The sequence below is a fragment of the Pandoraea sp. XJJ-1 genome (genome assembly GCF_026802345.1).
GTDB classification, from domain to species: domain Bacteria; phylum Pseudomonadota; class Gammaproteobacteria; order Burkholderiales; family Burkholderiaceae; genus Pandoraea; species Pandoraea cepalis.
On sequence record NZ_CP113827.1, the window covers coordinates 2,917,502 to 2,932,779 of the forward strand.

A 15,278-nucleotide genomic window follows, 5' to 3' on the forward strand; every position below is an offset into this window, starting at 1 on the left:
CTCTCACCATCGAACTATCGTCGTCATCGACAAAGACAATGACGATCACCATTGACATATCGATGCCAGACTCGGCACAATGCGTCAACGATGACGATTACGATCACCATCGTCATGAAGTATAACCCAACGCTCACGTCTTCCACAGGGTCGACGTGACTCGATGACCCTGCTGGAGTTCTGAAATGAAGATCAAAGATGCCGTGGTATTCGTGACCGGCGCCAACCGTGGCCTGGGATTGGCGTTTGCGAAACAGGCGCTCGAACGTGGCGCGAAGAAGGTGTACGCCGGGTCGCGCGATCCGTCGAAGGTCACGCTGCCGGGGGTCATCCCGGTCAAGCTCGACGTCAACGACCCGGAGGCGGTGGCGGCTGCGGCAAGTCTGGCGGGCGACGTCACGCTGCTCATCAACAACGCGGGGATTGCACGCCTCACCGAAGGGCTGACCGGCCCGGGCGCCACCGAGCTGCTGCGCGAGACGCTGGAGACGAACCTGTTCGGCGTACTCGGCATGACGCAGGCGTTCGCCCCGGCCCTGGGACGCAACGGCGGTGGCGCACTGCTCAATGTCCTGTCGATCGTGAGTTGGATCAGCGCAGACGCGCTGCCTGAATACTCCATCACGAAGTCGGCCGCGTGGTCGCTGACCAATGGCTTGCGCAACGCGTTGCGTGCCCAAAATACGCAGGTGGTCGGTTTGCACGCAGGTTACATCGATACCGACCTGACTCGGGGGTTCGACGCCGACAAGCTCGACCCGGCCGACGTGGTGCGTCAGGCTTACGACGCCATCGAGGCAGGCGAAGAGGAGGTCTGCGTCGACGAAGGCACGCGACAAGTCAAGCAAGCGCTGTCGCTGGGCGCGTACCTGCAGGAACCGGCGGCGTAGCCACCAACGCTCAACCCGGCACGCCACGAAAAAACGCCGCGACACCCTCAGGGGCCTCGCGGCGTTCGTCGTCCTGCGGCAAGCGACGCCTGCGCTTCAGGCGGCCTTGTCCATCTGACCCATTTGACGCTCGCCGCCCAGCGCCTCGACCAGATCGTCGAGCATGCGGGCGAGCTCACCGGTCATGAGCGCGATGTCGGCGTCGAACTTCTCGGCTTCGCCTTCGGCCGTCGGATCGGCGGCATCCTTGATGACGTCGAGCGGCGTCACACGTTTGATGACGAAAGCGTCGGTCAGCACGAAGGAGATCCGGTCGTTCCACGTCATCGCCAGCCTGGTGCAGCGCTTGCCAGCCTCGATATGCTGACGCACGTCCGCCCCGTCGAGTGGGTGGCGCACATAGCGCACTGCCGCCTTCTCGTCGGTATTCGAGCGCAACTCCACGTCCTGGTCGACGGTGAAGCCGCCCGGCGCGTCATTGCCCGCGAGCCACGAGGTCATCATTGCCACGGGCGCCTCGTTGAGTTCCACGTTCTCGAGCGTGATGTCGAGCGTCTTGAGGAGCAGGCTGCGCACTTCGTCGGCCTTGGCGGGCGACGCGGCGTCGATCACGAGCCAGCGATTGGCCGGGTCGATCCACACGCGCGTGTCGCGGCGAATGCCGAATGCACGCGGCAGCAGTTCGTCGGTGACCTGCTCCTTGAGCTCACGCATCTGCTTGCGGCCCGGCTTGAAGCCTTGCTGCTCTTCCAACTCGACCGCCTTGGCGCGGGTGACCTGATTCACGACGGTGGACGGCAGCAGCTTCTTCTCGGCACGATAGGCGAGCAGAAACTGACGGTTGATGCTGTGCACCAGTTCGCCCCCCTCACGCGGCGGCGCCCAGCCCTGCACTTGCATTTCGAGGCTACCGCCTTCGCAGAAGGCGTGCTTCTCCAATGCCGTTTCCATTTGCGCGACGCTCATGGACCAACCGGCAGGAATTCGGTGCAACTGAAGATTCTTGAACCACATCGGCATCACCGCAAAAAGCAAAAGCCGAGATTTTACCAGTGCCGGGCGGCACGGCGAAATTCGGCAACGCGCATCGTGTCAGAGAAAGCGATCGAGGATCTTCCGGCTCGGCTTGTCGAGCGTGCCGGTGTCCCGAATCAGGAAGTGAATACCGTGGTTATCGGTAATGAGCAACGTCTGCCCGCCCAGGCGCCGAATGTCCTCTTCGCCGCGCAACACGAACGCCGCCTCGCCGCGATTCGTCTCGACGGTCCATGTGCTGGGCGTCGCGTAGGTCGAAACGCTCTTGATGCGCAACACCTCCGGCATGAATTCGCGTGCGGCGAGTTCGTCCTGCAACAGCGCGCGCATCGCGGCGGGCAGTCCGTCGAGCGAGTCGAGCCAGACCAGTTCGCGCCCCTCCTGACTCACAAGCGCGAGGCCGTCCTGCGGCGCCGCAATCGGAAACGCGCGCACGGGCACCACGCCTTCATGAGAGACGCCAGCCGCGTCGGTCAGCACCAGGCGGCCGAAGGCGTTACGAGACAAGGTGAAATCAATCTGCATGAGTGTCTTCGCGAACGTTCAGTTGGCGGAAAGCGGCTGGGCCGGTGCCGCGGTCACGGCCGCCAGCACGGCGGCGGCTTCGACCGTCTCGAGTGCCGCGTCGATATCCGTGTCGACGTTGCGTTGCTGGGCCTGGTACAGCGTGTAGTAAGCGCCTTCGCGGGCCATCAGCGCATCGTGGTTGCCCACTTCGACGATCTTGCCGCGATCGAGCACCACCAGCCGGTCGGCCTTGCGCAGCGTCGACAACCGGTGTGCAATGGCGATCGTCGTGCGGCCCTTGACGAGGTTGTCCAGCGCTTTCTGAATTTCCTTCTCGGTGGCCGTATCGACCGACGACGTCGCCTCGTCGAGAATCAGGATGCGCGGGTCGATCAGCAGGGCGCGAGCGATCGAGATGCGTTGACGCTCGCCGCCCGACAGCGCCTGTCCGCGCTCCCCGACAAGCGAATCGTAACCGTGCGGCAGACGCAGGATGAACTCATGCGCGTGTGCGGCGCGCGCGGCCGCCACGATCTCGGCGCGCGTCGCCTCCGGCTTGCCGTAGGCGATATTCTCGGCAATGGTGCCGAAGAACAGAAACGGTTCCTGCAACACCAGACCGACGTTGCGGCGGAAGTCCGATACCGGCAACGCGCGAATGTCCACGCCGTCGATCTGGATCGAACCTTCGGACACGTCGTAGAAACGGCAGATCAGGTTGACCAGCGTGCTCTTGCCCGAACCGCTGTGCCCCACCAGACCGATCATCTCTCCCGGCGCGATGCGCAGGTCCATGCCCCGGATCACCGCTCGGTTGCCGTAGCGGAAACCGATGTCGCGCAGATCGATGGCACCCTTTACTTCCTTCAGGTGCACCGGGTTGACCGGCTCGGGAACGTTCGAGACGTGATCGAGAATATCGAAGATGCGCTTCGCACCGGCCGCGGCCTTCTGCGTGACCGACACGATACGGCTCATCGAATCGAGACGCGTGTAGAAGCGGCTGATATAGGTGAGGAACGCGGTGAGCACCCCGACGGTGATCTCGTGCTTCGAGACCTGCCAGATGCCGAAGATCCACACGACGAGCAGCCCCACCTCGGTGAGGAACGTGACCGTCGGCGAGAACAGCGACCACACCTTGTTCACACGGTCGTTGACCACCAGGTTGTGACGATTGGCTTCCTTGAAGCGCGCGACCTCGCGGTTTTCCTGAGCGAATGCCTTCACCACGCGAATGCCCGGAATGGTATCGGCCAGCACGTTGGTGATTTCCGACCAGATCCGGTCGACCTTCTCGAAGCCGTGGCGCAAACGGTCACGAACCAGATGGATCAGCCAGGCGATGAACGGCAGTGGCAACAGCGTGACGGCAGCCAGCCAGGGATTGATCGACACCAGAATCACCGACGTCATGACGATCATCAGCACGTCGGTGGCGAAGTCGAGCAGGTGCAGCGAGAGGAACACGCAGATGCGGTCGCTTTCCGAGCCGATACGCGCCATCAGGTCGCCCGTGCGCTTGCCGCCGAAATACTCCAGCGAGAGGCGCAACAGATGCGAGTATGTCGCGGTGCGCAGATCGGCACCGATGCGCTCCGACACCTTGGCCAGCAGATACGTACGCGCCCAGCCCAATATCCAGGCGACCACGCCCGCCCCCATCAGGCCCGACAAATAAATTCCCACCAGGTGGTAATCGATCGGCTTGCCGTTCTGGAACGGGATCAGCACGTTGTCCATGAGCGGCATCGTCAGATACGGCGGGATCAACGTGGCCCCGGTGGCGCAGAGCGTGAGCAGGAAGCCGGCCAGCAACTGGAAGCGGTATGGCCGCGCGAACCGCCACAGGCGCAGCAATGCCCATGTCGACGGTGGGGGCTCGACTTCCGGGTTGCATTGCGGACACTCGTCGGCACCCGGCGGCAGTTCCGCCTGACAGATCGGGCAGGTGCCCACTTCGTTCGGTACCTCGCTGGCGGTATGGCCCGCCACCCGCGCGTCGCGCTGCCGTAACACCGTGTCCAACAGCGTCAGCGCGGCCGGATTATGGCCCAGCGTATAGCGCCAGCTCGCCAGCTTTTCGCGCGCGTCGCACAATTCCAGCGTCCCAACGCCCGCATGATCGGTATGTGTCAGCGACAGGTCGGCGCGATAGGGCCACGACTGCCAACCCGGCTGGCTGCCCGTTTGCGCATGCGCGTCTCGACGCGCGTCGAGCGCCAGGATCCGGCGCTCGGTCGCAACCACCACGCCATGCGCGAAATGCAGTTGTGCGTCGAGATCGACCGTCAACCAGGTCAGTACGGTTTCGTCGTCGGCCAGTTGCGAAGCGACGTCGGAATACCAGGACTCGGCAGCCGCGCCGGAAGGGCCACCCTCGAAAGGGGCAGTCGGGGCCGCCGCGGGGGGCGCTGTCGAAGTGGGGATGTCGGTCATTGCTGCGGCAGACGTGTCCTCAAGGGGCGGACATCGAGGCAAACGAGGAAATAGCGAGGCGGACTTTCCCTGTCAGTCCGCGAAATTGCCGCAAGTATAACCACAGCGACGCCTTTTGCGGCGTGGAGTTCCGCGATGACACGGTGCAGCATGGAAATATTGTTGCGACGGTCAACCGTTTACGGATTCTTACGTTAAGTAACCAGTTAACTGCACGAGCGCAAGCGGCCGTGCCGCCTGAAAGCGGCCTGACCAGCTTCTCCGAACCCCGCCTTGATGCGTGAATTTGCCTTGAGTATGAAAAAGAAAGACATTGAGATTTTCGATGTCCTGTCGCTGCGCGGCCCGAATATGTGGACATATCGGCCGGTGCTTGAGGCATGGGTCGATATCGGCGAACTCGAAGCGTTCCCGTCCAATAAGATCCCTGGATTCCCCGAGCGACTGTCGGCATGGCTGCCGTCCCTCGTCGAGCACCGTTGCAGCATCGGCGAGCGCGGCGGCTTCCTTCAGCGACTGCGTGAAGGCACCTGGCCCGGCCATATTCTCGAGCACGTCACGCTCGAGCTGCAAAACCTCGCCGGCATGCCCGGGGGCTTCGGCAAGGCGCGTGAAACCCCGATCTCAGGCGTCTATAAAGTGATCGTGCGGGCCTGGCACGAAGAGGTGACCCGCGCCGCGCTGTTCGCGGCCCGCGATCTGGTCATGGCGGCCATCGAAGACCGCCCCTACGATGTCGATGCCGCAGTGGAAACGTTGCGCGGCCTGGTCGACAAACACTGCCTCGGCCCAAGCACGGCGTGCATTGTCGACGCCGCCGACGACCGCGACATCCCCCATATTCGCCTGTCCGACGGCAATCTGGTGCAACTGGGCTACGGTGCCGCCGCCCGTCGCATCTGGACCGCCGAAACAGACCGTACCCCCGCGATCGCCGAGAGCATCTCGCGCGACAAGGATCTCACGAAGCAACTGCTTGAATCGTGCGGCGTGCCCGTGCCGGAAGGCCGTCTGGTCGAGAACGCCGACGATGCGTGGGAAGCCGCCGAAGACATCGGCCTGCCGGTCGTCGTGAAGCCATACGACGGCAACCACGGCCGCGGCGTGTTCATCAATCTCACCACGCGCGACGAAGTCGTCACGGCATTCGAAGTCGCGCTGGAAGAGGGCAGCGGCGTGATCGTCGAGCGATTCGTGCCGGGTCTGGAACACCGTCTGCTGGTCGTGGGCGGGCGCGTCGTGGCTGCGGCCATGGGGGAACTGGCCACGGTGGTCGGCGACGGCCAGCACACCGTCTCGGAACTCATCGAATTACAGATCAACAGCGACCCGCGCCGCGGCAGCGCCGAAGATCAGCCGCTCAATCGCGTGCGCATCGACTCGTCGGCTCGCCTAGAACTCAAGCGCCAGGGCTTCGACGCCGATGCCGTGCCGCCCGAGGGCAAGAACGTGCTGATCCAGCGCAACGGCAACGTCGCGTTCGATGTCACCGACCGCGTGCATCCGAGCGTGGCGGCGCATGCGTCGCTGGCCGCCCGCATCGTCGGTCTGGACATCGCCGGCGTCGATCTTGTGGCGGAAGACATTTCGCGCCCGCTGGTCGAACAGCGTGGCGCCATCGTCGAAGTCAACGCCGGCCCGGGCCTGCTCATGCATCTGAAGCCGGCCGATGGCGTGCCGCGCCCCGTCGGTCGCGCCATCGTCGACCATCTGTTCCCCGATGGCGACGCCGGGCGCATTCCGGTCGTCGGCATTACCGGCACGAACGGCAAGACCGTGACCGCGCGCCTGCTCACGCACCTGCTGCAACTCGCGGGCGAGCGTACCGGCCTCGCATGCAGCGACGGCCTGTTCCTCGACAAGCGCCTGGTGCAAGCCGGCGACCGTGCCAACTGGGACGCCGCGCACCGTGTCCTGATGAATGCCAGCGTGACGGCAGCCGTCTTTGAGAACGACAACACCGCCATCCTCTCGGAAGGCCTCGCGTACGACCGCTGCCAGGTCGGTATCGTGACGAACATCGACCGGCCGGATCATCTGGGCCAGTATTTCGTCGAAGACGTCGACCGGATGTTCAGCGTATTGCGCACCCAGATCGACGTGGTACTGCCCGACGGCGTGGCCGTGCTCAACGCGCGCGATCCGCTCGTCGTGGAAATGGCTGAGCTGTGCGATGGCGACGTGATCTTCTTCGGGCTGGATGATCACCTGCCGGCCATCGTGGCGCATCGCGCGGCGGGCAAGCGCGCGGTGTTTGTGCGCAATGGCGATGTCATGCTGGCCAACGGTACCGAGGAAACCACGCTCGGCGCGACGGCCACGATGCCGCTGACCTATGCCGGCCGTGTCGGCTTCCAGATCGAAAACGTACTCGCGGCTGTCGCAGCCGCCTGGTCGATGGGCGTGACGCTCGACGTCCTGCGCACCGGCGTGACCACGTTCGACGTGGGGCAGGTCGACGCCCCGGGCCGCTTCACGCTGTTTGAAAAGCAAGGCGCGACGGTCATTGTCGACGACGCCCATAACGCCCCGGCGCTCACGGCGCTGGCCGCGGCACTGGCGACCCTGCCCGCCGAGCGGCGCATGGTGGTGTACGGCCCCGGCGTCGACCGGATGGACGACGACCTGCAAGCCGAGGGCAAACTGCTGGCGCAGACGTTCGAGCACGTCGTGCTGTGCGACGACCTGAGCGTCGAGCGCAAGCGCCCGCTGGCCGAGTCGCGTGCGCAACTGCGCGCGGGCATCGATGCCGAGCGCAAGGTGCAGGTGATCGACGCCGGCGAGCGACGTGCCGCTGCCGAAGCGGCGCTCGCCCAGCTCGTGAGCGGTGACCTGCTCGTGTTGCAAGCCGACGAAGGCGGAGCGGCCGCGATGCTCGATCTGGTGCATCAGTGGATGGGCCAGCCGATGCGTGCGCTGGCGGCCTGACCGACGTGAGCCGCGAGTGGCGGCGTGCAGGGTTATCTGCCGCCGTCCCCTCGCCTATTTAGCCCGTTACCGAATACCCAAGCCACAGTCGTTTTTCTCGCCAACCCACCGCCATACAGGGACGCGAAGTGGACAGACAGGGATTGCAATTTATGGAAGTCTCCCGTATCCGCGCATTGCGCGGGCCCAACCTCTGGAGCCGTCACACCGCCATCGAGGCGATCGTGACGTGCACCGATCTGGAATACTCGATCGGCAATCTGGCCGGTTTCGAGGCTCGCCTGCGTGCACGCTTTCCCGAACTGCCCGCGCTGACGCCTGACGCCGAAGAGCGTCCGGTGTCGCTGGCAGACGCCCTCGCCACGACGGCTCTGCATTTGCAGGCCGCTGCAGGGTGTCCGGTCACGTTCAGCCAAACGACGCAGACCATCGAACCCGGTACGTTCCAGGTGGTGGTGCAGTACAGCGAAGAACCTGTCGGACGCCTCGCCTTCGAACTGGCGCAGCAACTGATCCACGCCGCCCTCGACGACGGCCCGTTCGACCTGGCCGATGCGCTCTATCGCCTGCGCGATCTCGATGAAGACGTGCGCCTCGGCCCGTCGACCGGCTCGATCGTGGATGCCGCCGTCGCACGCGGCATTCCGTATCGCCGCCTGACCGAAGGCTCGATGGTGCAGTTCGGCTGGGGCAGCAAGCAACGCCGCATTCAGGCGGCGGAGACCGACCGCACGTCGGCCGTGGCCGAATCGATTGCGCAAGACAAGGATCTGACCAAGACGTTGCTGCACGCCGCCGGCGTGCCGGTCCCGCTGGGCGGCACCGTGCGCGATATCGAAGCCGCGTGGAAGCTGGTGCAGGAAATCGACGCGCCGGTCGTTGTCAAACCGCGCGACGGCAACCAGGGCAAGGGCGTGGCCGTGCGTCTGCGCACGCGCGAAGAGATCGAGAAAGCGTTCGAAGCCGCGCAGGACATCAGCCGCGACGTCATCATCGAGCGCTACATTCCTGGGCACGATTTCCGTTTGCTCGTGATCGGCAACAAGCTGGTCGCCGCTGCCCGCCGCGATCCGCCGCAAGTGACCGGCGACGGCGTGCACACCGTGCGCCAGTTGGTCGAGACGGTCAATGCCGATCCACGCCGTGGCGAAGGCCATGCGACCTCGCTCACCAAGATTCGTTTCGACGACATCGCACTCGCCACGCTTGCCAAGCAGGGGTTGAACGCCGACTCCGTGCCAGCGGCCGGTGCGCGAATCGTGCTGCGCAACAACGCCAACCTGTCGACCGGCGGCACGGCCACCGACGTGACCGACGACGTCCATCCGGAAATCGCCGCGCGCGCCATCGCCGCTGCGCAGCAGGTGGGGCTGGACATCGCCGGTGTCGATGCCGTGTGCGAGACCGTCATCAAGCCGTTCGAAGATCAGGCGGGCGGCATCGTGGAAGTCAACGCCGCGCCGGGCCTGCGCATGCACTTGCAGCCGTCTTACGGCAAGGGCCGCGCAGTTGGCGAAGCCATCGTCTCGACGATGTTCGACGACGGTGACGATGGCCGCATTCCGCTCGTGGCCGTCTCCGGCACGAACGGCAAGACCACCACGGTGCGCCTGATTGCCCACCTCATCGGCCAGCAAGGCCTGCGCGTGGGCATGACCGGCACCGACGGCATCTATATCAGCGGCCAGCGCATCGACACGGGCGATTGCAGCGGCCCGCGCAGCGCGCGCAACGTACTGATGCATCCGGACGTGGATGCCGCCGTATTCGAAACCGCGCGTGGCGGCTTGCTGCGCGAAGGCCTGGCCTACGACCGCTGCGATGTGGCCGTGGTGACCAATATCGGCATGGGCGACCACTTGGGCCTGTCGTACATCAACACGGTGGAAGACCTCGCCGTGCTCAAGAGTGTGATCGTGCGCAATGTGGCACCGCGCGGCATGGCCGTACTCAATGCCGCCGATCCGATGGTGGCGCGCATGGCCGACGCCTGCCCGGGAGACGTGACCTTCTTCGCCATGGACATTGCACATCCGGTTCTGGCCACGCATCGCGCGAAGGGCAAACGCGTGGTCTATGTCGACGGCGGCAATATCGTGACGTGTCACGGCGGCAACCAGACCCGCTACGCGCTCGCCGCGATTCCGCTCACGCGCGGCGGCAGCATCAGCTTCCAGGTCGAGAACGCGATGGCGGCCATTGGTGCGGCCTGGGCGCTGAATCTCGATCCGGCGACGATCCGGGCCGGGCTGGCCACCTTCGTGAACGACGCTGGCACCGCGCCGGGGCGCTTCAACGTGTTCGACTACCGCGGCGCGACCGTGATTGCCGACTACGGCCACAATCCGGACGCCATTGCCGCGCTTGCGCAGGCGGTCGAGACGATGCCGGCGCGACGCCGTTCAGTCGTGATTTCCGGCGCGGGCGACCGTCGTGACGAGGATATCCGCCGTCAGACACAGATCCTTGGCGATGCGTTCGACGACGTGCTGCTCTACCAGGATCAGTGTCAGCGCGGCCGCGAAGACGGCGAAGTGCTGGGTCTGTTGCGCGAAGGTCTGGTCGGCGCGCGACGGGCCAGCCACATCGACGAGATTCACGGCGAGTTCGTGGCCATCGACACGGCGCTCGCGCGCCTGCAACCCGGCGATCTCTGCCTGATTCTCATCGATCAGGTCGACGACGCCCTCGCGCACCTCTCGGAACGTGTGGCGCAGGCGAGTTCCTGAACACGCTTTTGCACCGTTGAGCCAGGCAGGGCTGAGTTCGATGTTTCACAGACTCAGCCCTTTGGGTTTGCAATGAGCGAGATCGGAGACGTCACCCCCTGCACCCGCGCCCTGACGTGGCGATAAAAGCCCAGCAGCGCGTGACAATAAAAACTGGGATTGTCGTAACTGCGCCCGTCGAATCGATGGGCAACGTATCCCCCGCCGCACGCCGCAAATGCCTCGCATTGTTGGCAAGCCGCATGGGGCTCGGGGTAGCGAGTGCGCGCGAAATCGCTGCAGGCCCGCAACGGGTGAGACGTGAGGTTGAACCCCGTGTGGGTGGCCCCCTCCTCGCAGATGGCGAGCACGTCGAGCAAGCGATAACTGCCATCGCTCTCCACGATGACGATCGGCGCAAGCGCCCCGCCAAAGGCATCGAGTTCCGAGCGACGACCGAGCACGCCGCGAATGAACGTTTCGAAGATGCGTACGCTGAAGCCCGGATCGTCGATGGCAAGCCAGGCATCGAACCCTCGACACAGGAAGCTGAGCAGCCGAGCGTGCGTGTACGCCTGGATGTGACGGGGCGGTGCTGCGAAATTGGCATCGGGGAGCAGGAAGTCGATGGCCGTCAGTCCGAGCGACCGAAAGTAATCGAGCATGCGCACCGGGTCATGACTTGGATCGATCACGGCCAGCACCCCATTGAAGACCCGCTGCGATGCGCGATGCGCAAGACATCGCAGAATCGCCTGCTCGACGCGCTTGCCCGTACCTTGTCGCGCGAAGTCGTACCGATGCCGGTCATGCATGTCGGGCGGCCCATCGCAGCTGATGCCCAGGCTCGCGTCGTACCGCGCGTAAAGATCCAGCCAGTCATCGTCGATCAACACGCCGTTGCTCTGTGTAATGATGGCGAGGTCCGACGCCGGCAGGCGCCGTCGCAAGTTCGAGAAGAAGCGCTCGGTATGGGATTTGCCGAGCAGCAGCGGCTCACCCCCGTGAACCTCCAGCGTCATGCGCCCCGTCGGAAACGCACTGCGATGTTCCGCCAGACGCGTTACCAGCACATCGAGGTGGGACGCGTGCAACCGCTTCGGCCGCTCGCGCCAGCCCTGATCGACACCGTGATACATGTAGCAATAGCGACAGTCGATATTGCAACGCTCGGCGACCTTGACCATCACCAACAGATCGCCGTTAGCGTTAGCGTTGCCGTGCGCCGTCGCGCCGGGTGAGGTCAGCATGGTGCGGGACGACGCGCGGCGCCGCTCACTTGCGCTTGCCGGCCGCCGGCGGCCCGTTTTTGGCGGACTCGCTCTCGGCTCGCGGCGCCATCAGCTTCGTGTGTGCCGCGAAGACGGCGGAGTCGTCCGGTGCGCGCGCCATTTCCGCCCTGACCGACGCGATGATCTTTCCGCCTTGGGCAGGATCTTCGTCGCGGTAGTGCACCAGAATTCCCGGCAAACCCGGCACGCCCTCCAACGCAACGTACCGGTCACTGGACGACACGGGCACTACACGATAGAGCGGCACGGCCGCCATCTCATGTCCGAACGCCGATTTGATCTCTGCTGATTGCGCCTCGCTCAGGTCGAGCGAACCCACTGGGAAGAAGAGTTCCGAAGCCGTCATGAAAGTACCTCCGATCGAAAGGAAGGGGAACGTCAATACTGCGTGTTGAAAAAGAACGTTTGAAACAGGCGCCCGTTCTCCTTGCAGTCGCCGAAATGCCCCTGGCTCGCGTGAAACCGTCTACCGCGAAACAGGATGAGGCGATTGAAGCGATTCGCGATGCGGTCGGTCATCTCCCAGCGCTCCCATGCGGCGGCATCGGCGTCGCAACGTTGCCGCTGGTCGTCGCCTTCGGGGTAGAGGTCGAAGCCGGTGTCGATATGCTGGAAGAAGGCCGTTCCTGCCGTCGGGGGTGCGTCGGGCGTGAGATAGACCACGCCGGACCACACTGTGGTGTGGTCGGCATGCACCCACGTGATATCGCGCTGCACGCTGTATTGAAACGCACCGTTGTAGGTGTCGACCGGCCAATAAGTGATGGGAGACTTCACGATGTCCTGGATTGCCGACGTGACGCCGTCGTGAAGAAACGCCTCGGTACGCGCACCGGGATAGTTTCCCTTGACCGTGAAGGTCTGCTTCAACGCGAAATCGCGCACGTCGGCGGGATCGCGATAGAAATTGTCGGTCACGATGATGGAGTCGTGCATGGCGCTCACTTTGGCGTAGCCGGTTCGTCGCGCTGGCGCCCTCGTACAGCGGCCTCCCCCGGGACATTGTCGGCGCCGCGTGAGGTCGCCGTCTCGGGCGCATCGGGCAGCATTCGCTCACGCACCCATTGCCGGTGTTCGGCGGAAATCTCCGGACGATCGACTTTGCCAAACCCCGTGCGTCGATCGTAGAAGCCGGCGCGAATCTCCTTCGACACCTCGTAGATGTGGGGATTGAATCCTTGCACGTCATAGAGATGCTGCTCCACCACACCGATCAGCTTGCAGTTCGATGTGTTGCCCGCCATGGCCGTGGGTTGCCAACCGGCGTCCCGGATCCACTGCATCTGCTCGGCCTCGCTCAGCCCTCGCGCGAGCAAAGGCGAGGCACAGAAGAAGCCGTTGTCGGCGTCACGCTTCGTGAATCCGCTCACCGGATACGCCAGCGGCGGAAATCGGTGTCCACTGAGAATGAGTCGGACACCGTACGTTCTGCACGTCTTCGCCATCGCCGCGAACACGCCGCCGATGCACGAGGTACACGGAATCTTGCCGGAACTGGACGCCAGCGATTCGCGGGCCACCTGGCGAATGTCGATCGTCTCGATCACCAGCTCAACGCCAAAGCGCGCGCAGAATGTCCTCGCGTTGTCCTTGACCTCATCGGGAATGAAGCCGTTGTCGACGAGCACGGCGATGGGGCGCAAATGCAACTCCTTTACAGCAAGGAGCAGCGTGAGCGCACTGTCCTTGCCCCCGGAATAGGCCACTACGGCGTCGGGCGTGCCTTCGCCGCGACAGGATTGCACAACGTCCAGTAGACGGCGCTGCGTGTAGTCGCCACGAGCAGCTTCTGCCGCGAACGCGTGACAGGCCTGACAAATGCCGTCGGCTTCGATATGCACGCCAGGCAGGTCTTCGGTGAGCAGGCACCGGGCACAGTAGCGATCGACGGCAACGCCGATGCCAGTGGAAGGTTCCACACGGAGTCTGCGTAACGGCGCGCCGGTCGCGTTGAACAACCGCGAGCGCTGTTCTGCTGATAAAGGTAAGAGCGTTGACGACATGACAGCGGCTCCCATGCCGGGTGCCCGCCGGAGCACCCGGAATTCGCGACTCGACGCACAACCGGTTCGAGCCGCATCACACGCAAAAGACACAAGCCGCCGAGAACCTCTGCGGTTTCGCGCCCGTGTCCGACCAAGGTGTCACGTCGAATCAGTGGAGTCCTTGCGAGCCTTGCATGCCTTGCATGCCTTGCGGACCTTGTATGCCCTGAGCGCCTTGCACGCCTTGCGGGCCCTGCATACCCTGAGCGCCTTGCACGCCTTGGCCGTGCTGATACCCTTGCGGACCCTGCATGCCCTGGACGCCTTGCATACCTTGCGGACCCTGCACGCCCTGGACACCTTGCATACCTTGCGGACCCTGCACGCCCTGAGCACCTTGCATACCTTGCGGGCCCTGCATGCCCTGGACACCTTGCATACCTTGTGGGCCCTGCACGCCCTGGACACCTTGCATACCCTGCGGTCCCTGCATTCCCTGGACACCTTGCATACCTTGCGGACCCTGCACGCCCTGAGCACCTTGCATACCTTGCGGGCCCTGCATGCCCTGGACACCTTGCATACCTTGTGGGCCCTGCACGCCCTGAGCACCATGCATGCCCTGCGGTCCCTGCATGCCCTGGACACCTTGCATACCTTGCGGTCCCTGGATGCCCTGAGCACTTTGCATACCTTGTGGACCCTGCATGCCTTGCATACCCTGCGGTCCCTGAATGCCCTGGACACCTTGCACACCTTGTGGACCCTGCATGCCCTGAGCACCTTGCATACCTTGTGGACCCTGCATGCCCTGAATGCCTTGAGCGTGCTGATACCCCTGAGGACCTTGCACGCCCTGAGCGCCTTGCGGACCCTGTATGCCCTGGACGCCTTGCATACCTTGCGGGCCCTGCATACCCTGAGCACCTTGCATTCCTTGCGCCCCCTGTATGCCCTGTACACCTTGTACGCCCTGCGCGCCTTGCAAACCCTGACCGTTCAGATGGCCTTGCACCCCGGCCCCTTGCCCGCCGTATACGCCGCGCAGTTCGGGAAAGCTCGACACGACTCGGATCGCGCCGATGCGCTGCCCGGTGATCGCTTGAATGTGTCGGATTTGGTCTTCGTTGAGTTGCAGTTCCAGATCGTTCTCGTTCATGGTGCTTCGCTCCTTGAATCAATTAAACATCGGACACCTGCGAAAGCGATTCTGATGAATTCCGACAGACCCAAACGGCGTGTCGTCTCGCAAACGCGCCGCGAAAGCCATCGATTCAAGTCGGGAAGGAGACGCAATAGAGGGACGAGCGACGGTCGCTCACCCGCAGCAGCGCTGGCGCCTTACTGCATCGCGGCACACGGCGCCGGGCGGCAAGCGCGATACGAAATTAATCCGGTCGCGACACGTTTGGTTTTTTTCGATTAAGAATTATCCCAAGCGCGGTGCGCTTTGCGTCGCCGCGAAGGTAGCGACAGTTGGCGAGTTGAATGCGG

The 15,278-nt window shown here is 64.0% G+C and carries 11 protein-coding genes; 4 read left to right on the forward strand and 7 right to left on the reverse strand.

The genetic code is table 11. From position 1 onward, the window contains the following. Positions 1–185: 185 nt before the first annotated feature. Positions 186–890, forward strand: a complete 705-nt coding sequence (locus tag OYT13_RS13235) for an SDR family oxidoreductase (RefSeq protein WP_268566360.1) — start codon at positions 186–188, stop codon at positions 888–890. A gap of 96 nt (positions 891–986) precedes the next feature. Here OYT13_RS13235 and OYT13_RS13240 read toward each other — a convergent pair whose 3' ends face one another. The 3 genes from OYT13_RS13240 to OYT13_RS13250 form a co-directional block, all read right to left on the reverse strand. Further along, positions 987–1,904, reverse strand: a complete 918-nt coding sequence (locus OYT13_RS13240; protein ID WP_026131992.1) for a recombination-associated protein RdgC — start codon at positions 1,902–1,904, stop codon at positions 987–989. Positions 1,905–1,982: 78 nt separating this feature from the next. After that, the gene (locus OYT13_RS13245; protein WP_017234169.1) at positions 1,983–2,450 is read right to left on the reverse strand and encodes a cyanophycin metabolism-associated DUF1854 family protein; all 468 of its coding nucleotides are present in this window, start codon (positions 2,448–2,450) and stop codon (positions 1,983–1,985) included. Positions 2,451–2,468: 18 nt separating this feature from the next. Beyond that, positions 2,469–4,871, reverse strand: coding sequence for a cyanophycin metabolism-associated ABC transporter (locus OYT13_RS13250; RefSeq protein WP_017234170.1), 2,403 nt, complete (start codon positions 4,869–4,871; stop codon positions 2,469–2,471). 297 nt (positions 4,872–5,168) lie between these two features. Here OYT13_RS13250 and cphA (OYT13_RS13255) point away from each other — a divergent pair, with 297 nt between their 5' ends. Both cphA (OYT13_RS13255) and cphA (OYT13_RS13260) read left to right on the forward strand, forming a co-directional pair. After that, complete coding sequence (gene cphA, locus OYT13_RS13255; RefSeq protein ID WP_150562925.1) at positions 5,169–7,799, forward strand: cyanophycin synthetase; 2,631 nt, start codon at positions 5,169–5,171, stop codon at positions 7,797–7,799. A 152-nt stretch (positions 7,800–7,951) separates the two neighbouring features. After that, a complete protein-coding gene (gene cphA / locus OYT13_RS13260) occupies positions 7,952–10,528 on the forward strand; it encodes a cyanophycin synthetase (RefSeq protein ID WP_268566361.1) in 2,577 nt (858 codons plus the stop codon). Positions 10,529–10,581: 53 nt separating this feature from the next. Here the strand turns inward: cphA (OYT13_RS13260) and OYT13_RS13265 are convergent, their stop codons facing one another. Genes OYT13_RS13265 through OYT13_RS13280 form a run of 4 tightly spaced genes read right to left on the reverse strand, consistent with a single transcriptional unit; the run spans position 10,582 to position 13,718 of the window. Beyond that, positions 10,582–11,757, reverse strand: a complete 1,176-nt coding sequence (locus tag OYT13_RS13265; protein ID WP_268566362.1) for a radical SAM protein — start codon at positions 11,755–11,757, stop codon at positions 10,582–10,584. 25 nt (positions 11,758–11,782) lie between these two features. Further along, complete coding sequence (locus OYT13_RS13270) at positions 11,783–12,145, reverse strand: hypothetical protein (protein ID WP_017234174.1); 363 nt, start codon at positions 12,143–12,145, stop codon at positions 11,783–11,785. 32 nt (positions 12,146–12,177) lie between these two features. Beyond that, positions 12,178–12,735 carry a DUF6445 family protein gene (locus tag OYT13_RS13275; RefSeq protein WP_268566363.1) on the reverse strand — a complete coding sequence of 186 codons (558 nt, stop codon included), beginning with the start codon at positions 12,733–12,735 and terminating at the stop codon, positions 12,178–12,180. 5 nt (positions 12,736–12,740) lie between these two features. Continuing rightward, on the reverse strand, positions 12,741–13,718 hold the full coding sequence (locus OYT13_RS13280; protein WP_268566364.1) for an adenine nucleotide alpha hydrolase: 978 nt from the start codon (positions 13,716–13,718) through the stop codon (positions 12,741–12,743). A 256-nt stretch (positions 13,719–13,974) separates the two neighbouring features. Here OYT13_RS13280 and OYT13_RS25170 point away from each other — a divergent pair, with 256 nt between their 5' ends. Then, positions 13,975–15,210 carry a hypothetical protein gene (locus OYT13_RS25170; protein WP_327198094.1) on the forward strand — a complete coding sequence of 412 codons (1,236 nt, stop codon included), beginning with the start codon at positions 13,975–13,977 and terminating at the stop codon, positions 15,208–15,210. The last annotated feature ends 68 nt before the right edge of the window (positions 15,211–15,278 follow it).